This window comes from Candidatus Binatia bacterium, assembly GCA_029248525.1.
Taxonomy (GTDB): Bacteria; Desulfobacterota; Binatia; order UBA12015; family UBA12015; genus UBA12015.
On record JAQWJE010000027.1, the window covers coordinates 56,398 to 77,239 of the forward strand.

The following is a 20,842-nucleotide window of genomic DNA, read 5'->3' on the forward strand; positions in this document are numbered from 1 at the left end:
GAACGCACCCCGAGGGCTGCGCTCCCTCGGGAAGGGATAGTCAAGCGAATCTTGATACCATTGCGGCAAACAGTGTCAAGTTTGGTCTTTGAGCAGTCTCGCGAGAGCGAAGATGCCCAGGCCGCTGGCGACAGACACGTTCAGGGACGCCGTGCGCCCCGCAAGAGGGATCTGCAGAAGGCAGTCGAGATTGCGAAGAACCAGAGGGCGAAGCCCCTTCCCCTCTGCCCCCGCGACCAAAACGGCAGGCAAACCGGGCAAACTCGCCGGATCGAGAACATCCCGATCTCCATCCGCATCCAGCCCCATCCGCCAGAAACCCTCTTTTTGCAGGGATTGTAGCGCTCGGACCAGGTTCGCAACCCGGCAGAAAGGCAAATATTCCGTAGCGCCGGCCGCGGTTTTCACCAACGCGGGCGTCATATCCGGCGAACGGTCCCTCGTCAGAATCAGCCCCCCAAAACCCGCCGCTTCCGCACTCCGGGCGATCGCACCCACATTGCGGGGGTCGGTGACCCCGTCGAGAGCCAGTAAAAGCTTGGGCTTTGCCGTGAGGAGTTCGGCCAGGGGCCTCATTTCAGGGGGACGACCCGCCAGAATAATGCCTTGGTGGGTGACCCCCCCGGAAATTGCGTCCAGCGCGGCTGCATCGAGCAACTCGGCCCGGAGCCCGGCTCGCTCGAGGCGCGTCGCCATCTCCCCCGAAGGCGGCGCCTGAAAATAAGCATGGCGCACCGCGTCAGGCCGACTCTCGAGAAAAGCAGCCGCGGCGTGCCAGCCGCAGGCGAGATAACTTCCCGCGCGATCTGGGCGCGGGCGATTTACACGGGCGCTTCCTACCGTTACATTTTTCCGGGCGCCATGGGGCGAACGTTTCACCGCTATATCCTCTTTGAGGTTCTGGCTCCGTTCAGCGGAGGCCTTGCTCTTTTCACCTTCATTCTCCTGATCGCGAGGATCATGAGGCTGGTGGAGCTGATCGTCAACCGGGGGGTACCTTTCGAGCAGATCCTGCTTCTGTTCTCGTACATCCTACCTGCGTTCCTGGAGGTAACGGTACCCATGGCCCTGCTGCTGGGCGTGATTCTGGCTGTCGGGCGTCTCTCGTCCGACAGTGAAATCATAGCGATGCGCGCCTCCGGTGTCAGTCTCTACCAGATTGCTCAGCCAATCGTCGCCCTTGCCCTGATAGTTTGCGCGGGTTCGTTCATGCTCTCTCTCCATGCACGCCCCTGGGGAAACGCAGCCCTGAAGGCAGGAATTTTCGAACTGGCCCGAACGCGAGCGACCGCCGGGCTGAAAGAGCAGGTCTTCAACGACGACTTCGCCGGGCTGGTGATCTATAGTGAGGAAATTGAACCCCCCGGCACCCAACTCAAGCGCATTCTGATCTCGGATCATCGCGAGGGCGGCGCCGCAAACACGGTGATCGCGCAAAGAGGGGAAATCGTCGCCGACCAAGCCGCACAAACGTTGAACCTGCGCCTTTTCGACGGCACGATCTTTACCAATGCCCCCAAACGGCAAACCTACGAACGGACCGATTTCAAAATTTACGATGTCCTGCTGGACCTTGGGGAAGCCTTGGGCAATCTGCCGTCCCGCCAGATTGCCGCCAACGAGATGCCCCTGGCAAAACTTCGCGAACGAATTCGCACCCAGCAAGCGGCTGGTGATCCCGCTATTCGAGAAAGAGTCGAATTCCAGAGACGTCTTGCCGTTCCCTGTGCGGCACTCATTTTTGCTTTGCTGGGAATTCCTCTGGGACTCCAGCCGGTTCGTGCCGTACGGTCCCGAGGGATGGCCGTGAGTCTGGGAGTCATACTGGTCTACTACCTGCTTCTGGGTTCGGCCGAAGCTCTGGCGCAAAACGGACGCGTGCCGATCGTCGCCGCCATCTGGATGCCAAATGCCCTTTTGGGCCTGACCGGAGCCATCCTCTTCCGACGCGCCGCCCAGGAAAATGTCCGTAATTCCGGTAGCCTGATAGACCAGCTACGCCAGCGGCTCGATCGCGGAAGAAAGAATGGGGGCGGCGCGTGAGGTGGTTCGGACTGCTCCCCACGATATCTCGATACGTGGTCGGAGAATTTCTCCGTGCTCTCGGAATTGCGCTCGGGTTCTTCGTCGTTCTCTACCTGACCGTTGACTTCTTCGAGCGCCTGCCGCGCTTCCTGAAACATTCACCGCCCGCAGGACTGATGGTGGAGTATTTTCTGTTGAAAATACCTCTGATCGTGACTCAAATGATCCCGGTCGCCATCCTCGCAGCCACGCTCTTCGGCCTCGGGACACTCGCCAAGAATGCCGAGCTGATGGCCATGCGGGCCGGCGGCATCAGCCTCTGGCAGATTGCGGCTCCGATTGCCCTGCTCTGCTTCTGCCTGTCTCTCGCCACGCTCGCGTGGAACGAGTTTGTCGTCCCGGCAGCCACAGCGCGAACTGCCATCATCGAAAACGTCGAGATCAAGGGGAAAGTGCAGCGCACGCACCTTGGGCGCAACGGGCTCTGGTACCATCACGAAACCGGCATCACGAATATCCAGAAAGTGGACGCCACCGGCCAGCTCGTCACCGGAATCACAATTTATGAAATCGACAGCGAATTCCGCCTCCTCCGAATCCATACGGCACCGTTGGCCTGGTGGAGCGGCGGCCGCTGGATGACCGAGGAGGGGTCCTTGATATCCTTCCAACGCGACGGCGGGGTCCGAACGCAAGCTTTGGGCCCGCGCGCCCTCCAGCTCTCCGAGTCGCCAGAGGATTTCAATGCCGTCGCGCGGAATGCTGACGATCAGACATTTGAGGAATTGGCGAATGCCATCCGGGAACTAGGGGCCAAGGGGATCGACACAACCCGGATGCAAGTCGAGCTCTGGATGAAAACGGCTATCCCCTTTACCGGCTTCGTCATGTGCCTGATCGGAATCCCGCTGGCGTCCCGGCACAGCCGGAACTCCAGCCTCGCCGCCAATACCGGCATCGCCATGCTCGTGGGCTTCTCCTACTGGATCGTGCTCGCCCTCACCATGAGCCTCGGAAAGAGCGGCGTCCTGCCACCCATTCTGGCCGCGTGGACAGCCAATGGCATCTTTACCGCGATCGGGATCGTATTCTTCCTCGGCTCGGAGTAGGACAAAAAAAGCCGTGCAGGTAAACCTGCACGGCTCTTTTCGAACTCTGCTCCGGATCAAGAACCGGAAAGCGGAGACTAGCGCTTCGAATACTGAGGACGTTTTCTCGCTTTATGACGTCCGTACTTCTTGCGCTCGACCTCGCGTGAATCGCGTGTGAGGTAACCAACCTTCTTCAATGCAGGGCGCATCTCGGGATCTGCGACCAGAAGGGCGCGGGAGATTCCGTGACGAATCGCGGAAGCCTGAGCCGAAACACCGCCGCCGCGGACGTTGATGTCCAAATCATAGCGACCTTGAGTCTCGGTCACGTCGAATGGTTGTCCGACGATCATCCGTGAGGTCTCACGTCCGAAATAATCTTCGATTGCGCGACGGTTGACAGTGATCTGTCCCGCCCCAGGTTTCATTCGGACCTGAGCAATTGCGCATTTGCGCTTGCCGGTCGCCTGAATCGTTTGCTCAGCCATGCTTGATTATCCTGTTCAGTCCAGCGGGGCCACGACTTCCGCCTGTTGTGCTTCATGCGGGTGGTCGCTGGCCGGGTAAACCTTCAATTTTGTGATCAACTGTCGCGAGAGTCGATTCTTGGGAAGCATCCCCTCGACCGCATCACGGATCAATTTTTCCGGGTTCTCTTCGCGCATCTTGGCGGCGGGCGTTGCCTTGATCCCACCCGGGAAACCGGTGTGACGGTAGAAGATCTTGTCCGTTTCCTTTTTGCCGGAAAGCTTCACTTTGGAGGCGTTCAGAACAATGACGAAATCGCCGCAATCCACATGCGGCGTGAATGTCGGCTTGTTCTTCCCCCGCAACAAGACCGCAACCTGGGTTGCCAGTCTGCCCAAGGCGCGCCCTTCGGCGTCCAGAACTTTCCACTGACGCTGCTCGAGCGCCTCTTCGCGGGTCGTAAATGCTGTGCTTTGTTTGGCCATGAAGTTACTTTAAGTCGAATCCTGGCCCTTGCGGGCCAGCACTCTCTCATCCCTTTTTGAATACCCAGATCGAAGTAACGGGGCCGACGAGACTTGAACTCGCGACCTCCGGCGTGACAGGCCGGCACTCTAACCAACTGAGCTACGACCCCGCGGGCCTTTTTCCACTAACAACCACCTCGGCGGGCAGCAAGACCCACGTCGGTTCACCTTCGCAAGCAAGCATGTGGCTGATAAAGATGCTAGACCAATCTCTGATCCTGGCAGCAAAATGAATTTCAGATCCATGAGGAGAAATCAGAATGCTTTTTGACGATTATATGATGTTTACATTCGGGGCCATGGTCGCCGCCGGCTGTATCGCCCTGACCTTCCTGATCCTGAGCGTCATCGAAGAAGATTAGAAAATTTCCCGCCGGTGCTGATCGCGGCGAGAAAATTGAAGAATATTCGAAAAAAAGGGAACGAGCCTTCTGGCTCGCTCCCTTTTTAATCATGGGCGGTATCCGGATCGAACGGATGACCCTCGGCTTGTAAGGCCGATGCTCTCCCAACTGAGCTAACCGCCCAGATTCCGAACTACCGGTTTACGCGACGCATCATGGATGCGCCAGTCTTCACGGACTCTAGTTCAGAGAGTCCTTCAAGCCTTTACCGGCTTTGAATTTCGCTGCACGAGATGCAGCAATCTCAATGGTTTCTCCCGTTTTCGGGTTACGCCCTTGGCGCGCCTTACGATTCGACACCGTAAAGGTTCCAAATCCGGAGATGTTCACTTTATCGTCAGCCTTCAGGGCCGTCGTGATATCATCAAAAATCAGATTTACCGTTCTTTCGGCCAATGCCTTCGGAAGGTCCATCTTGGTTGCCACTGCTTCGATCAGATCTGCTTTTGTCATCAGTCTCCCCCCCCCTTTCGAGGTGACTCCCGGATATCAGGAGCTGGAAAGGCGTTCAAACGAAAGCTCAATGTTTTTGGGGGGCAAATCGAGACAGCGATCGAAGCTCGCTTTTTGCCACCAAGGTTCTAGTGACGAATGACGTCCCCGGGCGAGTCAGCTTCGGGCGGAAACGGATTTGGAATAGTCCCGGTGGGCTTCAGGAAATCCTCGGGATTATCCAGAACCAGAGCCCTGCGAAGCACCACATCCATATGCGCGACCGCCTCGAGGGTGAGGTCTGCCCGGATGGACTCAGGGATATCCTGAATATCCTTCTCGTTTTCCTGAGGAATCAGGATGTGCTTGATGCCGCCACGATGAGCCGCCAGGACTTTCTCCTTCAAACCGCCGATCGGCAGGACATTTCCGCGCAGAGTCACCTCCCCAGTCATCGCAAAATCCGATCGAACCGGAATGCGCGTCAGAGCCGAAACCAATGATGTGGCCAGAGTAATCCCGGCCGAGGGGCCGTCCTTCGGCGTCGCACCTTCGGGCACGTGAATATGGACATCGACCTGCTGGTAGAACTCGCGCGAAAGGCCGAGATCATCAGCCCGCGATCGCACATAGGACATGGCTGCCTGCGCCGACTCCTGCATCACCTCGCCCAGTCGGCCCGTAATTGTCAGCTTGCCCTTCCCGGGAACCACAGACACTTCGGTTTCGAGCAACTCTCCACCCATATCGGTCCACGCCAGTCCGGTGGTTACGCCCAATTTGGCTTCCGTGCCCGCACGGCCGTAGCTGAACTTCTGGGGACCGAGGTACTTTTCCAAGTTCTCGGAGCGAATTTGCACGGGATCTTCGGACTTGGATCGAACAACTTCCACGACCACCTTGCGGCAAAGCCCCGAAAGCTCGCGTTCCAGACTGCGAACACCGGCTTCCTTGGTGTAGTGGCGAATCACGCCGAGGATCGCATTATCGGAGAAAGTCAGGGCTTCCTCTTCCAATCCATTGGCACCACGCACCTTGGGGACCAGATAGCGCTTGGCAATGTTGAGTTTTTCGATCTCCGTGTATCCGGGGATTCGAATGATCTCCATGCGATCCTGCAGGGGGCGCGGGATTCCTTCGAGATTATTCGCCGTCGTGACGAACATCACCTTCGAAAGATCATAATCCACGTCCAGATAATGGTCGTTAAAGGTCGTATTCTGCTCCGGATCGAGCACTTCCAACAAAGCCGAAGAAGGGTCGCCCCGGAAGTCGGTCGACATCTTGTCGATCTCGTCGAGCAGGAAGACGGGATTTCCGGACTGCGCCTTTTTCATCGACTGGATAATCTTGCCCGGCAAGGCGCCGATATAGGTCCGGCGGTGGCCACGAATTTCAGCCTCGTCGCGCACTCCACCCAGAGAAATACGAACAAACTGGCGTCCGATGGCGCGAGCCACCGATTTGCCCAATGAGGTTTTCCCGACCCCGGGAGGGCCCACGAGACAAATGATGGGCCCCTTCAGTTCTCCGACGCGAGCCTGAACGGCAAGATACTCGATAATGCGCTCCTTGACCTTCTCGAGGCCATAGTGGTCATCATCGAGAACGCCTTCGGCGGCATCGAGATCGATCTGATCATCAGAGTATTCGCCCCAAGGCAGGGCAATCATCCAGTCGATATAGTTGCGGACGACGGTCGCCTCGGCGGACATGGGCGACATCATCTTGAGCTTCTTCAGCTCCTTGACCGCCTTGTCCTGAGCTTCTTCGGTCATCTTCTTCGCGAGGATCTTCTCCTCGAGTTCCTGGATTTCGTTCTTGAATTCGTCCTTCTCACCGAGCTCCTTCTGGATGGCTCGCATCTGCTCGTTGAGATAGTACTCCTTCTGGGTCTTCTCCATTTGTTTCTTGACCCGCGAACGGATCCGCTTCTCGACCTCGAGAATCTCGATCTCGGACCGCATGAAGCCAAGAACTTTCTCGAGCCTGGCCGACGGGTCTTCCGTTTCCAGCAACCCTTCCTTGTCCTCGATCTTGATGCTCAGGTGCGCGACAATCGTATCCGCCAGGCGCGCAGGTTCCGTGATCGACGCTACGGACATGATCGCCTCTGGCGGGATTTTCTTGTTGAGCTTGACGTAATTCTCGAATGTCGAATTTACGCTCCGAACCAGAGCCTCGATCTCGTTGGTGACCTCGCAGTTTTCCTCGATTTCCTCGACGTCGACCAGGAAAAATTCGTCATGCGGAACGTATCGCTCGATACGCGCGCGCTTCTTTCCTTCGACCAGCACCTTCACGGTGCCGTCCGGGAGACGGAGCAATTGGACGACTGTGCCCAGCGTGCCGACATCGTAGATATCGGCCTCCGCAGGCTCGTTGGTCTTGGCGTCTTTCTGAGCCGCCAGAAGCACAAATTTCTGCTTGTTCATCGCCTCTTCGAGGGCGCGGATCGAGCGCTGGCGGCCTACGAAGAGAGGCACGACCATATGCGGGAATACAATAATATCCCGGAGGGGCAGGAGGGGAACGCGCAGACCGCCACCTGAATCCTCGGTGTCTGCCTCGGGCTTATCCTTATCATTGCGGAACAACATAGATCTATCGCCTCACGCCGTTTCGGCGGTCTTCTGGTAAAGCACGATGGGGTGCTCGTGGTTCGTGATGACTTCTTCGGAAATCACAACTTCCTTGATATTGGGCTCGGAGGGGATGTCGTACATGATGTCCAGCATCATGGCCTCCATGATCGCGCGCAAGCCGCGCGCCCCGGACTTCCGCTCCAGCGCTTCGTTGGCAATCGCACGCAGGGCGCCATCGGTGAACTTCAGGTTCACATTCTCCATCTCGAAGAGCTTCGCGTACTGCTTGGTCAGAGCATTTTTGGGCTCCTGCAGAATCTGCACAAGAGCATCGGCATCCAACTCTGTCAGCGTGGCGATCATCGGCAGACGACCGACAAACTCCGGGATCAATCCGAACTTCAACAAATCGCCCGTCTGTGAATCCGGCAGGACCTCGCTATTGCTGCGCGAGTCACGGCTCTTCAAATCCACACCGAAGCCGACCTTCTTCAAACCGGCTCGGCGCCGAATCAGATCCTCGAGGCCGACAAACGCGCCCCCGCAGATGAAGAGGATATTGGTCGTATCCACCTGCAGAAATTCCTGCTGGGGGTGCTTGCGTCCGCCCTTGGGCGGGACTGCGGCGGTGGTACCCTCGATGATCTTCAGCAGAGCCTGCTGCACACCCTCGCCTGACACATCGCGGGTGATCGACGGGTTATCTCCCTTGCGGGCGATCTTGTCGATCTCGTCGATATAGACGATACCCCGTTGGCATTTTTCGACGTCATAATCCGCATTCTGCAGCAGAGACAGGATGATATTCTCGACGTCTTCGCCCACATAGCCCGCTTCCGTCAACGAGGTCGCATCGGCGATGGCAAAGGGAACTTGCAGGAATCTGGCCAGGGTCTGGGCCAACAGTGTCTTGCCCGACCCGGTGGGCCCGATCAGCAGGATATTGGATTTCTGTAGCTCGACGTCACCGGACACCAGCTGCGAATCGATTCGCTTGTAGTGGTTATGAACCGCTACGGCGAGAATCTTCTTGGCATGCTCCTGACCGATGACGTACTGGTCGAGCACTTTCTTGATTTCCGCGGGCTTGGGGACAGCGGACCCGGCGGCAATGCTCTCTTCCTGGTCGCATTCCTCCGCGATGATATCGTTGCATAAATCGATACATTCATCGCAGATATAAACCGTAGGCCCAGCGATAAGCTTCCGGACTTCGTCCTGACTTTTGCCGCAGAAGGAACAAACGAGGTTCCCAGATCTATCGTCGCCGTGTTTCGCCATAAGCTATCCTAGTTTTTCTTGGAATTGCGCGCGGCAATCACCTCATCGACCAAGCCATACTCCACGGCATGCTCGCTGGTCATAAAGAAATCGCGGTCTGTATCCTTCTCGATCCGCTTCATGCTCTGTCCGGTATGGCCGGACAGAATCTGATTGAGCTGTTCACGAACCCGAAGAATTTCGCGCGCTTGAATGTCAATGTCGGTCGCCTGCCCCTGAGCTCCACCAAGCGGTTGGTGGATCATGATGCGTGCGTAGGGGAGGGCAAATCTTTTTCCCTTTTCGCCAGCGGTGAGCAGCAGGGCTCCCATGCTCGCGGCCTGTCCGAGACAGAGGGTCGAAACGGATGGGCGGATGTATTGCATCGTATCGTAGATCGCGAGGCCTGCGGAGACCGAGCCACCCGGGGAATTGATGTAGAAGTGAATATCTTTCTCAGGGTCCTCGGACTCCAGAAAAAGCAGCTGAGCGATGATGACGTTCGCTATATCGTCCGTCACCTGAGTTCCCAGAAAAACGATCCGGTCCTTGAGCAATCGGGAGTAAATATCGTAGGCGCGCTCGCCTCTTCCGGTCTGCTCCACGACCATCGGTATCAGGTTGTTCATTGGATGCTGATCCTTACTTGTGCTGCGTCCATCATCATAATCTTAGACCTATCTACAAATCTGAGCAACGCCAAGAGCGCGTCAGTTTGCTGCCTCAGTGATTTCGGCGCCTGCGACCAATTTCTGAAGCGTTTGCGAGCGCTGCAATTGCCCTCGCAAAGATTCGCTGTTGTTGGGATCTGCGAAATACTCGCGGGCTCGGTCGGCCTGCTCGCCTGCAGATTCCACAATCTTGGAGACTTCGGCGGCGAGCGCTTCCTCGTCAACCTCGATCGACAACTGCTCGGCGAGGTGCTCGAGCAGGATATTGGCTCGGACTTCACGTTCCGCCCGCGGACGCAGCTTCTCGCGAGCCTCGTCTTCATGCTCTCCCGCGTTCAGCCTCATCCCCTGCTGGGCCAGCTCCATCGAGAACTCCCGGAGCAACGCATCCACACGACCGTCGACCATCCCTCCCGGCGCCAGGAACTCGGTTCGCTCGAGAACCATGTCGAGGATCGCTTCATTGACCGCCGCATCCGATTTGCGGACCGCTTCGCCTTCCAACTGACCCCGAATCTGCTCCCGCATGGCATCGAGGGAGTCGCAGTCCCCGTGATCCTTGGCAAATTCGTCGTCCAGATCAGGTGCCTTCTTCTCAGAGACGGACTTCACCTCGACTGCGTAGGAAACTGTTTTCTCCTTGAGCTCCTCGGGCGCACCCTGGGGTGCCGAAGTTTCTACCGTGAAAGTATCGCCGACCTTTGCATGCTCCAACTTTTCGTCGAGCGCTTCGGGGAGATTTCCGCCCGCTACTTCGATAGTCCCGGCCTCGACGCAAAGAGCATCGACCTTGTCGCCGTCCACCGAAGCCTCGATGGAGATCGTCGCGTAGTCACCCCGCGCCAGATCCTTGCGATCCTCGACCGGGACGAGTTGGGAATGGCGCTCGCGAATCTGCTCGAGAACCTTCTCCACGTCCTCGTCCGATACCGCGGTCGATGGCCGTTGGACGACCAATCCCTCGACGTTGACGTCCCCCAACTCCGGTCGGATCTCGACAGTCGCGGAAAATGTCAGCGCCTCGCCTTCCACAGGGGGTTCAAAATCCAATTTGGGTTCAGCGACGATCTCCAATTTGGATTCTTCCATAGCGAAAGAAAAACCCTCCTGAATCAGGCTCTGCGTCACCTGCCCGAGAACGTCTTCCCCGTAATGCCGCTCCAGCACCGGCCGAGGGACTTTTCCCTTGCGAAACCCCTTGACCGCGGCGTGCCGCGAAACTTCGTCGTAAGCGCTCGCAAACTCGCTGGAAACACGATCTGCCGGAACCTCGACTACGAGCTTGCGCTCCACCGCACTGATTTCTTCAATTTCGAGCTTCATGATCCCCACTTTTCCTGTTGAAAATGCGAGAGGGGGGACTCGAACCCCCACGGTTGCCCGCTGGATCCTAAATCCAGTGCGTCTGCCAATTCCGCCACTCTCGCCGAACCTTCCTGCTACCACCTCGTTCTGCGAACCGCATTTCAAGCCGATACCGGCTACACGGAATGAGGCGGCGAACCCCTCCTGCTGCTACAATTGGAAAGGGTGAACAAACCATGCGGATCGGGATTCTCAAGACAGACAGCGTTCTTCCCGAACTTTCTCAGCAATTCGGGGATTATCCGGAGATGTTTTCCGAGCTTCTTCGCGGAGCCGAGCCCTCTCTCGAGGTTTCGGTTTGGGATATGGTCGCCCGAGAGAGGCCCGCGAAGCTCGACGACTGCGACGGCTGGCTGATCACCGGGAGCCGGCACAGTGTCTATGAGGATCTGCCCTGGATTCGGGATCTGGAGAGCCTGATCCGCGAAATCCATGAATCTCGACGCAAACTGGTTGCGATCTGCTTCGGTCATCAGCTGGTGGCGCAGGTTCTCGGGGGCCGCACGGGTGCTGCTGCTCGGGGCTGGACCATAGGCGTCCAAACTATGGAACCAATGAATATCATTGGTGAAAACGGTTTATTTAGTGCTCCTCGCCGCGTGATTCACAGCCACCAGGATCAGGTACTCGAGCTGCCCCCCGGTGCTCGTCTCCTCGCGGGCAATGAGGCTTGTCCGCGCGGCGTTTTTCAAATCGGCGAGCATATTCTGGCGATTCAGGGCCATCCGGAGTTTCGGCCCGACTATGCTCGAGCACTCTACACCCGTCGTCGGAAGATTTTGGGCGAGGAAAACTACAGTCGCGCCGTCGATTCGCTGCAGGGAGGCGATGACGCGGCCGCGATCGCGAATGCGATGATCGACTTCCTGAAAAAGCCCTGATCAGGAGGGCTTTTCACCCTCGATCGTCACCCGCTCATGAAGGCGATGCGCCGGCCAATAGTCGTTGATCGGGCAATGCTGCGTCTGCCGATTATCCCAGAAAGCGATCGAATCAGGGCGCCAGGAAAAGCGAACCTGAAACTCGGGCCGCTCCAAATGGGCAAACAGGAACCCGAGAATCTTCTCGCTCTCCCGCGGAGAAACCCCCACAATTCTCTTTGTAAACAGAGAGTTGACAAATAACAGACGCCGGCCGCTTACGGGGTGCGTGCAGACCACCGGATGCTGGACCGGGGGATAGGCGCGCACCGCCTCCGCGAGTCGTTCCTCGCCGCCGGGGGCCTCCAGACTCTCCCGAAACCCGTGCACAAAGCTGTGTTCGGCGGCGAACGTGAGCAAGCGCGTCTGCCAGTCGGAAGGGAGAGCATCGTAGGCGGCTCCCAAACTCATCCAGAGCGTATCCCCGCCCCGGGCCGGAACGATCCGGGCACGCAAGATCGAACCGAGAGGCGGATTCGGCAAAAAAGTCATATCCGTATGCCATTTTTCGATCCGCGAGGGATTTTCGCGATCGGACTCGAGGACCGTGATTCCGGGATAACCCGGCACGGTCGGGTAGGCCGCGTGGGGACGGGCCGGACCAAAATATTCGGCCAGACGGAGATGATCCGCCGGTTCGAGGGCTTGATCGCGAAAAAACAAGACCTGATGCTCCACCAGTCCCGCTGCAAGCACCGCGCGCTCCTCGCCGCTCAGCACCCGGGTGAGATCGATGCCGCCAACCTCGGCCCCGAGGGCTGTGGAAATTCGCTGAAACTCCATGTCACGGAAGTCTAGCGAATCTGCGACCCAACGCGAAGGCACCGGCGCTGCGAGAACGACCCGGATTTGTTACCCAGAAAAGCAAGGTGCAGGTACCCCCCCGGTGCCCACCGAAGACAGGCAAGGAGACAATCATATGCGCAGTCCAAAGCACTTTTTCGAACCGATGGCGGTGGGAGCCCCCGCCCCCCTGCGGGCGATTCCCGTCACTCCATCTCGGATGATCCACTTCTTTGACCCGAGCAACCCGCGAATGGCCGAGAAAGTGCCCTCGATTGCTGCGAAGGTCGACGTCATTCTGGGAAATCTGGAAGACGCGATTCCCATTGACCGGAAAGAAGCTGCCCGTGAGGGCCTCGTCACGATCGGGCAAGCCACCGATTTCGGCTCGACCCAACTTTGGACGCGCGTCAACAGCCTCGATTCCCCCTGGTTTCTGGATGATGTCGTACGCCTCGTCGAATCGATTGGAGACAAGCTGGACGTCATCATGGTGCCAAAGGTCGAGGGTCCCTGGGATATTCATTATGTGGACCGACTCCTCGGACAACTCGAAGCGCGCGCCAAGCTGCAACGCCCCATTCTGATCCATGCGATTCTCGAAACGGCGATGGGTGTCGCCAACGTCGACGAAATCTGCGCGGCCAGCCCTCGCCTGCAAGGCCTCTCGTTGGGCCCCGCCGACCTCGCAGCTTCGCGTCGCATGAAAACCACCCGCGTGGGCGGGGGCCATCCGGGTTATATCGTGCGAACCGATCCCGATCCCGAAAATGCCGACGCCGCCCGACCCTCTGTGCAGCAGGATTTGTGGCACTATACGCTCGCGCGAATGGTCGATGCCTGCAACGCCAACGGTGTCCTGCCCTTTTACGGGCCCTTCGGTGATATTTCCGATTCCATTGGCTGTGAAGACCAGTTCCGCAACGCCTTCCTTCTGGGATGTGTCGGCGCCTGGTCGCTCCACCCCGGGCAGATCGATATTGCCCGCAAGGTATTCACGCCACCTCTCGACGAGGTGCTCTGGGCCAAGCGAGTCATCGAGGAAATGGGCGACGGCAGTGGCACAGTCATGATCGACGGCAAGATGCAGGACGATGCCACCTACAAACAATGCGTCGTCATCGTCGAATTAGCCAAAATGCTCGCCGGCCGCGACCCGGATCTCGCTGCCGCCTACGGCTTCTGAGCTGCTCGACAGAGCGCCGGACCCCACTCGAGGCGTCCGGCGCTCTTGTTCAGGCGGGGCGCTGGCGTAATCGGCCGCAACGGCGGAGCCGACAGTTCAGAGACCGGACTTGCGGCACCCGCCCCTAAGTGGCAATCCTGCCGCGTGCCCACCGAAACGCCGAAAATAGAATTTACCCCCGCCACGCTCGGAATGATCTTTATCGCGGGCGTCCTCCTCACCCTCATCGAAATCGAGGCGATGGAGTACAGTTGGGACAAACTCGGCATTCCCCACCGTTGGTTTTTCGGCCTCCTTGTCGGCTCCCTGTTTGGCAGCGCCATCAATTTGCCGCTCACACGACTTGGTGGTCGCGGCCCCGAGCATACCCTTCTGGCGATCAATGTGGGTGGCGCTCTGCTGCCCACAGGGCTGGCGATCTACCTCCTGGTCAACCGCCCCGAGACAACGATTCCCGCAGTTGCCGCGGCAGCAATCGTCACAGGGCTGAGCTTTCTGGTCGCCCAGCCAATGAAGGGAGTGGGCATCGCCATGCCCATATTCGTGGCACCGCTGGCTGCCGCGGCAGCCGGAATGATTCTGGCACCCGCAACGCCGGCCGTGGTCGCCTATGTCGCCGGCACATTGGGCACATTGATCGGTGCAGACCTTCTGAATCTAGGTCGCATGCGCACCATCGGGGCCCCGATTGTCTCGATTGGAGGTGCCGGCACCTTCGATGGCGTATTCCTGAGCGGGTTGCTCGCCGTGCTTCTCGCCTAGGCCTCATGCCGGCGTCGCCACACCCCACGTATTGAAAGTCGCCAACCGCGGCCCCGGCAAATAGAGCTGATCGAGTTCAGCCAGTTCGAACCCGGCAGACCGCAAAAGCTCCGGGACGTCCCGCGTCAGGTGACAACCACCGGCCATCCTTTTCCAAAGAGGCTCCACAAAACGCTGCCACCGAGCGATATTGGCATCCGGAGCGCGTCCGTGTTCCGAAAACAAAAGCTCCCCTTGCGGGCGCAAGACCCGTCTCATCTCGGACAGGGCCTCCTCGACACCCGGGATGGTGCACATCGTGTAGGTGATCAGCACTGTATCCACGGAGTCCTCCTCCAGCGGAATATCCTCACCGATCAGCCCGACCATCTCGACCGGCACAGGGGCCTCTCGTACACGATCGGCCGCAAGGCCCTTGAGTTCGGCAGATGGTTCCAAGCCCAGCACGATCTCCACTCGGTCCGGATCATAGAATCCCAGATTCAAGCCACTGCCCATCCCGATTTCCAACACACGGCCCCGAGCGCGCGGCACAACCTTGCCGCGCTGCTTCATGATCGGCGGTTGGCGCATCGCAAAATCCAACATGCCCGGCAGGACCTTTGTCTCGTAAAACCCCATGGGCGACACCTTCGCTCGCAAGGAAACGTGGGTCAAGAACAGCTGTCGAAATGCAGCGTCAGCAATCCATGCGGGCGGATCGACACCGCAACCGCTCCGGCCTCAATCTCGAGTGGCTCCGAAAGCGGCTCCTCGTCCAATCCGACCTCGCGCACCTCCGAGAAGGGGAGCCCCAGCCTCAGGGAGCCCGCAATCGGCCGCGCCGCCGGGTTGAGCAACCGCAGTACCCAACCAAACCCGGAGGCCGCGGGCTTCCAGGCGCCAAGCTCCGCGCCTTCGGGCAATTCCAGCATCGGCTTATCCGCCGGCATCAGAGGTTCGCCACCGGCGACAACCGCCCGCATCGCTGTGGGCGGCCGGATCGCGGGTAGCTCCGATCCGCAAGAGGCCAGATGCAGGCGCACCTCGAAGGGCTCGAGGCATTGAGCCGCCGGCGTGCGAAGCATCGGCCCCGCAGGGTCCGGGCGCGTCTTGAGGTCCGTGCGGGCCAACCACTCGACCGAGCGCAGCAGAGTCAGTGCCACAACCCCATCCGGCGACACCTCGGCCTCCGGCAGCCCGGGAGCTGACACCCACAGACCGCCGGCCGCCACCATTCCTTGCTGACAGAACGTACGCGGCGCCGGGTGAACCCAATCATCAGATTTCGGCATCGCAGTCTGCCGCGTGAGAATATCGAGGGTGGATGCCGACAGAAAAGATTCCACGGGCTTGCCGGTGGGAAATAATAGCCGAAGCCGATGATCCTTTCCTGGATCGACCACGCGCAATTCGAGGTCGAGACGTCCGGTCCCGGGAACCAGCCGAGCCAAATAATCAATCTCCAAATCGACCGTCTCGACAAGGCGCGAAGCGCGGTCATCAGCCAAGCCCGCAGGGATCTGAAAACGGCGTCGCGACCGGAGGCTTTGCACCCCGTTGGCATGGCGACGGCGCTCCACACTCACCCGTCGGGGCGCCGGAATCTCACCCTCCACCGGATCAAAATCATAGGTATCGCCGCGGTCACCGACGTCCTCGACGGCAAGCAGCCCCGCATAAGCAAAACCCGGCAGCTCCAGATCCAGAGTTCCATCGGAACCCACGACAGCCGTGATCCCGTCAACAGAGATCGCCCTTCCCTCATCGACTTTATCCGGCTGGATTGCAGCCGGTGTGAGGCGCATCTTTTTCCAGCCGAAAGGCGGGACATCTTCGGCGAGAAACTCGACAGCCTTTGGCGGAAGGTCGGGCGCCATCCGGATCCCTTCTCGCGAAGGTTCGTCCAACAGGCACGCCGGTTTTCCATCGACCAGAAAACCGGCAACATTTTCCGCAGCACCCAGAAAGGGATGTACTTGAACGGCTCGTTCATACTCGCCCCGGAACTCGAGCCAGGGTTCCGCCTCGAGCGATAACCTGACGGCATCCGTTCGCCAGAAGGGCGAGGGATTGAAGACGGCAATCTCGAGCGTATCCGACCAGGGTGTCCGGCGAACCAACGGAACGCCGGTCAGTCGTTGTAACAGCCGCTCGGTCGTTTGCTGCGCCAACTCCTCTGCCTGATCATAACGAGCCAGCGACTGGTGGTGAACCAGATCACGGGAGCATCCGCCGAGAGTATCATGCGCCTGATTCTCGAGAAGCGCTCGCCACGCCTGCCGAAGCGCTGGACGTTCGTCCAGTCCACAATATACCTGCCCAAGGACCGCGAAGGGCTCGGCCCAGTCCAGCAACGCCGTTTCCACTTCGCGATTTCGATACTTGATGGGCATTCGCGACGACCAGACGCCCGGCAGGAGATTCGCGAGCCGCGCCCCTGCGAGTTCCCCTTGAAACGTCGGGGCGTCGGGCGAGAGGTTCGCGACGAAATCGTCGAGCAGGCCACGCTGCACTTTCCAACCGGTTGCCCGACGCAGAGCTTCCAGCTTCCTCCCGACATGAGGATCCGGTGCCGCATGGTCCAGACCATTCATCAGAAGCACGTAACCGCCCGTCGTCCGCTGACGCAGGCGAAGCGCCAGATCCTGCAGGAAGGCGGCTGCCGACAGGGTATCTTCGGGCAGGCCGCAGGCGCCGAAGTAGCCCTCTGCCAGATGATGCGCGAGCACGGATGTGCCGTCGGGCGCGACCCATCGATATTCTGCAGGCAAGGTATCGATCTCATTCCCGTTACCTCGCCAGTAGACGAAAGGGCCCAGCCCGAACCCGGCAAAGATTTGTGGAAATTGTGCGGGATGCCCGAACGAATCAGGCGTGTAGGCAACTCGGGAGACACCGCCGAATTCCACGCCGACACGCCGGCCTTCGAGCAGGTTGCGGATATGCGTCTCCCCGTGGGGCAGCAGAGAATCGGGCTGCACGTACCAGGGGCCGATTGCGATCTTGCCTGCGCGGCAAGCCTCCGCCAATTCCTCACGGCGATGGGGGCGGATCTCCAGATAATCCTCGAGAACGATCGTCTGACCGTCGAGCAAAAACCGAAACTCGGGGTCCTCGGCGATCAGCTCCAGAATTCGGTCGACGGTATCGACCAAACGGGCTCGGAAGCCCTGAAAGGTGCGGTACCATTCCCGATCCCAGTGCGTATGAGAGACCAGCGTCAGATCCATTACCCACTCGAAATAGCGCGCGCGGCACCCGAGCGCGAATCGACGCGGCCTGCCTTAACCCCGCGCCCCCCGCACCACACGGCCGGGTAAATTTCCGGTCGGCTCGCCCTCCCGGAAGGTCACCTCGCCACTGCAGATGGTCGCTTCGTAGCCGATCGCCCGCTGGACCAGCCGAGCGGCTCCGGCCGGCAGGTCATGCACCAGTTCCGGGAGTGCCAGGTCGAGTCGATCGAAATCGATGATATTCAAATCCGCTTTGCGACCAGCAGCCAGAACACCCCGATCGTTCAATCCATAAAGGGCCGCTGTATCGTGAGTCATCTTGCGCACCACCGTTTCGACGGAAAGCTTCCGACCCCGGGTCCGTCGTTTGGCCCAATGGTCGAGCAAGGAGGTCGTCATGCTGGCATCGCAAATCGCCCCGACGTGCGCGCCGCCATCTCCCAAACCAAAGGCGGTTGCCGGATGTTCCAGCATCACGCGTTGCGGTTCGAGGGAGTAGTCACTGTAGCCCAGCATGGTCAGCATCAGGAGTTGGCGACCTTCCAGCTCCAGCAACCAGTCGTAGAGCAAATCGTACGGGTCTCGTCCCTCACGGCGGGCCGTTGCTTCCAGGCTCTCCTCAGGCGAAGGCTCGTAGTCCGGCCGCTCTCCGAGTCGAAAAATCTTGTCGATCCCCTTGTCGATCATTTCCAGAACGACCTCCAGCTGCGGGATTCCAAGATCCCCCTTCTCGGCAAGCAGTCGAGCACGTAAATCCGGATCGCGCAGGCGCTGCACCCGCTCCGGCAAGGGCAGCATTCCGACCTCGCCATAGCTGGGCCGGAAGGAAAAGGGATTGAAGGTCGAGTGCCCCAGCAAAAGGGTCGTCGGTCGAGACCCGACCTGTGGGCGGAGATCTGCGCCGGCGGCATTCGCCTGCGTGCACAGGTCGAGCAATTCTTTCCAATGCTGCGGGGCGATATCGTGCTGGACGAGCGCAAAGCTCACCGGGCGACCGACTTCGATCGACAATCGCCTCATCCAGTCAATTTCTTTCTCCGGAGCCGACATATCTTCGCCCTGCACGCCCGCGGGAGCCAGCTCGATCAAGCCCTGTCCCAACTCGCCAAGAATGCCGGAGATGCCGAAGATTTCTGCTTCGGTCGCGTGAGTTCCCGGAACGACTTCCCCATCCACCGCGCGATGGACCAAAGTTCGCGACATGGAAAAACCCAATGCGCCGGCTTCAATGGCCTCGCCGACTACCGCACGCATGCGGGCGATATCTTCGGTGGTCGCGGGTTCATTTTTGGCCCCGCGCTCGCCCATCACGTAGGCACGGACCGGCCCATGCGGAATTTGGGTGCCAAGGTCCATGACGCGCGGCATTCGATCCAGCGCATCCAGATATTCGGGGAAGGTCTCCCAGCACCAATCAATGCCTTCGTGTAAAGCGGTTCCGGGAATATCCTCGACGCCTTCCATCAGGCCGATAAGAAATTCCTCCTGGCCGGGGGCTACCGGTGCGAACCCCACCCCACAGTTTCCCATCACGGCCGTCGTAACCCCGTGCCAGCTCGTAGGCGTGAGCAGGGGGTCCCACGTAGCCTGACCGTCGTAGTGGGTGTGGATATCGACAAAGCCCGGAGTTACGAGGCGCCCGGTTGCATCGATCTCTTCGCGGCCTCGTCCCGCCGAGCCCTCGGCACTCACGATTTTCCCATCCGTGATCGCCACGTCTCCATCGCGCGACTCTGCCCCAGTTCCATCGACAATTGTCCCGCCGCGAATCACCAAATCATGCATTCTGAATCTCCCGGTTGTGCCCTGCGCGCCACCATCTGCTGACTAGGATTTGCCACAAACGCCACCGGGAACCAATGGCCCGGGGAAAGGGTCGCGCGGGAGGGTCAAGCGTCAATCGCTTGTCGGCGCAAAGGGATCCGAGAATCGCGGGTTCGCGAGGAACTCATCGTCGGTCAACGAGCAAAGGAACTCGACCACATCGGCCCTGCCCGGGCGCGAAAGCAGGAATCCAGTAATGAAATCGCTCTTGTTGGGGCTATCACGCCCATCTCCGGCCAGAGGTCCGGAATCGGTCCGGGTACCGCCGCGCTCATAGTGGTCGATGACCTCTTCCAATGTCGCGATGCTGCCATCATGCATATAGGGCTCTGTCACACAGATGTTTCGCAGACTCGGCGGTTTCATCCGTCCCTTGTCGCGCTCGCGTCCGCTGAATTCATAAAGCCCCTGATTGTCGGCGGGGTAGTTGCCGGTGCCGCCAATATTATAGAGTCCGTTATTCTCGAAAGGCGTTCGGTCCGACTGATTCCCCTCGTGATTCAGAGCACTCGCAAAATTCGCGCCCCCGTGACAGTGGGTGCAATCGAGGTTCTCGGAGAAGAAATGCTCCATGCCACGCTTGGCACCCTCGGAGAGCGCATCCGCGTCGCCATCCTGAATGAAGCGATCATAGGGGGAGCGGCCCGAGATCAGAGCCAACTCAAAAACTTCGATCGCCATGGCGAGATTCTCGATCGTGAAAGGATCGACGTCGTCAGGAAAAGCCGCGCCGAAGAGCTCCTGATAGAGCTCCTCGTCGCTCAATCGCTCAAACACGAGATTCTCGAGGCCCGACAGGCCAAGCTCGACCGGATCTTCGCCAAACAGAGGCGTCAGCAACTGGTTCGCCAGACTCGTTTCGTTCGGGTTATTCCAGGTGAGAGTTGGCGCATAGGCGATATTGGCCAGCCCCTGCGCGTTGCGGGGGTGCACCTCGCCGGTCGCACCGATCGCTCGTGGTTTTCCGTCGGTGAAGGCCCGGCTCTGATCGTGACAACTCGAGCAGCTGGTATCCTCGGTCACGGATAGTTTCGTCTCGTAGAACAAGTGTCGACCAAGTTGAAACTTTTCCTCGGTCATTGGATTCCCGGCCGGGACCCGAGGAACGGGGAATCCCGGAGGCAGATCCCAGACCCAGGCGGTCGGGCCGCTCGGCGTCGGTGCCGGATCCGGGCGTTCCGGTGGCTGAGAGCCCCCTGAGGAGGATCCGCCACCGCAGCCTAGGGCTCCCAAAAGCAGGAGACCCGCCAACAGGTTGTTGCTGCAACTGCGCCTGATCGAACTTATGAATCCCCAATACATCATGGTTGCCTGATCTTAAGCT

17 protein-coding genes, 3 tRNA genes and 1 pseudogene are annotated in these 20,842 nt (G+C 59.3%); 5 read left to right on the forward strand and 16 right to left on the reverse strand.

Annotated elements, in window-relative coordinates:
* Positions 1-75: 75 nt before the first annotated feature.
* Complete coding sequence (rlmB, locus tag P8K07_06025; protein ID MDG1958079.1) at positions 76-879, reverse strand: 23S rRNA (guanosine(2251)-2'-O)-methyltransferase RlmB; 804 nt, start codon at positions 877-879, stop codon at positions 76-78.
* Here rlmB and lptF point away from each other — a divergent pair.
* Together lptF and lptG are read left to right on the forward strand one after the other, a co-directional pair.
* The gene (lptF, locus tag P8K07_06030; protein MDG1958080.1) at positions 862-2,043 is read left to right on the forward strand and encodes an LPS export ABC transporter permease LptF; all 1,182 of its coding nucleotides are present in this window, start codon (positions 862-864) and stop codon (positions 2,041-2,043) included. The two genes, rlmB and lptF, sit on opposite strands and share 18 nt — an antisense overlap.
* Positions 2,040-3,134, forward strand: coding sequence for an LPS export ABC transporter permease LptG (gene lptG / locus P8K07_06035; GenBank protein ID MDG1958081.1), 1,095 nt, complete (start codon positions 2,040-2,042; stop codon positions 3,132-3,134). Before lptF ends, lptG begins: the two co-directional genes overlap by 4 nt.
* Positions 3,135-3,211: 77 nt before the next feature.
* Here lptG and rpsI read toward each other — a convergent pair whose 3' ends face one another.
* The 10 genes and pseudogenes from rpsI to P8K07_06085 all read right to left on the reverse strand — a co-directional run bounded on the left by rpsI (position 3,212) and on the right by P8K07_06085 (position 10,890).
* Entirely contained in the window at positions 3,212-3,604 is a 393-nt protein-coding gene (rpsI, locus tag P8K07_06040) for a 30S ribosomal protein S9 (GenBank protein ID MDG1958082.1), read from the reverse strand.
* Between the two features lie 15 nt (positions 3,605-3,619).
* Positions 3,620-4,069, reverse strand: coding sequence for a 50S ribosomal protein L13 (rplM, locus tag P8K07_06045; protein ID MDG1958083.1), 450 nt, complete (start codon positions 4,067-4,069; stop codon positions 3,620-3,622).
* A 78-nt stretch (positions 4,070-4,147) separates the two neighbouring features.
* Positions 4,148-4,221 (reverse strand) — tRNA-Asp (locus tag P8K07_06050).
* 344 nt (positions 4,222-4,565) lie between these two features.
* Positions 4,566-4,638 (reverse strand) — tRNA-Val (locus P8K07_06055).
* 57 nt (positions 4,639-4,695) lie between these two features.
* On the reverse strand, positions 4,696-4,968 hold the full coding sequence (locus tag P8K07_06060; protein ID MDG1958084.1) for an HU family DNA-binding protein: 273 nt from the start codon (positions 4,966-4,968) through the stop codon (positions 4,696-4,698).
* A gap of 128 nt (positions 4,969-5,096) precedes the next feature.
* Positions 5,097-7,547 (reverse strand): endopeptidase La, encoded by a 2,451-nt coding sequence (gene lon, locus P8K07_06065; GenBank protein ID MDG1958085.1) that lies wholly within the window; start codon positions 7,545-7,547, stop codon positions 5,097-5,099.
* A 12-nt stretch (positions 7,548-7,559) separates the two neighbouring features.
* Positions 7,560-8,813 carry an ATP-dependent Clp protease ATP-binding subunit ClpX gene (gene clpX / locus P8K07_06070; protein ID MDG1958086.1) on the reverse strand — a complete coding sequence of 418 codons (1,254 nt, stop codon included), beginning with the start codon at positions 8,811-8,813 and terminating at the stop codon, positions 7,560-7,562.
* Positions 8,814-8,821: 8 nt separating this feature from the next.
* Positions 8,822-9,427 (reverse strand): annotated as a pseudogene (clpP, locus tag P8K07_06075) (ATP-dependent Clp endopeptidase proteolytic subunit ClpP).
* 75 nt (positions 9,428-9,502) lie between these two features.
* The gene (gene tig, locus P8K07_06080; protein MDG1958087.1) at positions 9,503-10,786 is read right to left on the reverse strand and encodes a trigger factor; all 1,284 of its coding nucleotides are present in this window, start codon (positions 10,784-10,786) and stop codon (positions 9,503-9,505) included.
* A gap of 24 nt (positions 10,787-10,810) precedes the next feature.
* A tRNA-Leu gene (locus P8K07_06085) sits at positions 10,811-10,890 on the reverse strand.
* A gap of 114 nt (positions 10,891-11,004) precedes the next feature.
* Between P8K07_06085 and P8K07_06090 the strand changes: the two genes are divergently transcribed.
* On the forward strand, positions 11,005-11,709 hold the full coding sequence (locus tag P8K07_06090) for a hypothetical protein (GenBank protein MDG1958088.1): 705 nt from the start codon (positions 11,005-11,007) through the stop codon (positions 11,707-11,709).
* Here the strand turns inward: P8K07_06090 and P8K07_06095 are convergent, their stop codons facing one another.
* The gene (locus P8K07_06095) at positions 11,710-12,531 is read right to left on the reverse strand and encodes a TauD/TfdA family dioxygenase (GenBank protein ID MDG1958089.1); all 822 of its coding nucleotides are present in this window, start codon (positions 12,529-12,531) and stop codon (positions 11,710-11,712) included. It abuts the gene before it with no gap.
* A 136-nt stretch (positions 12,532-12,667) separates the two neighbouring features.
* Between P8K07_06095 and P8K07_06100 the strand changes: the two genes are divergently transcribed.
* Both P8K07_06100 and P8K07_06105 read left to right on the forward strand, forming a co-directional pair.
* Entirely contained in the window at positions 12,668-13,717 is a 1,050-nt protein-coding gene (locus P8K07_06100) for a CoA ester lyase (GenBank protein ID MDG1958090.1), read from the forward strand.
* Positions 13,718-13,861: 144 nt separating this feature from the next.
* Positions 13,862-14,479, forward strand: a complete 618-nt coding sequence (locus P8K07_06105) for a DUF1614 domain-containing protein (protein MDG1958091.1) — start codon at positions 13,862-13,864, stop codon at positions 14,477-14,479.
* A gap of 3 nt (positions 14,480-14,482) precedes the next feature.
* Here P8K07_06105 and P8K07_06110 read toward each other — a convergent pair whose 3' ends face one another.
* The 4 genes from P8K07_06110 to P8K07_06125 all read right to left on the reverse strand — a co-directional run bounded on the left by P8K07_06110 (position 14,483) and on the right by P8K07_06125 (position 20,823).
* Positions 14,483-15,100, reverse strand: a complete 618-nt coding sequence (locus P8K07_06110; protein ID MDG1958092.1) for a class I SAM-dependent methyltransferase — start codon at positions 15,098-15,100, stop codon at positions 14,483-14,485.
* 32 nt (positions 15,101-15,132) lie between these two features.
* A complete protein-coding gene (locus P8K07_06115) occupies positions 15,133-17,691 on the reverse strand; it encodes a hypothetical protein (protein MDG1958093.1) in 2,559 nt (852 codons plus the stop codon).
* A gap of 54 nt (positions 17,692-17,745) precedes the next feature.
* Positions 17,746-19,479, reverse strand: coding sequence for an amidohydrolase family protein (locus tag P8K07_06120; protein MDG1958094.1), 1,734 nt, complete (start codon positions 19,477-19,479; stop codon positions 17,746-17,748).
* A gap of 111 nt (positions 19,480-19,590) precedes the next feature.
* A complete protein-coding gene (locus P8K07_06125) occupies positions 19,591-20,823 on the reverse strand; it encodes a di-heme enzyme (protein ID MDG1958095.1) in 1,233 nt (410 codons plus the stop codon).
* Positions 20,824-20,842: the final 19 nt, after the last annotated feature.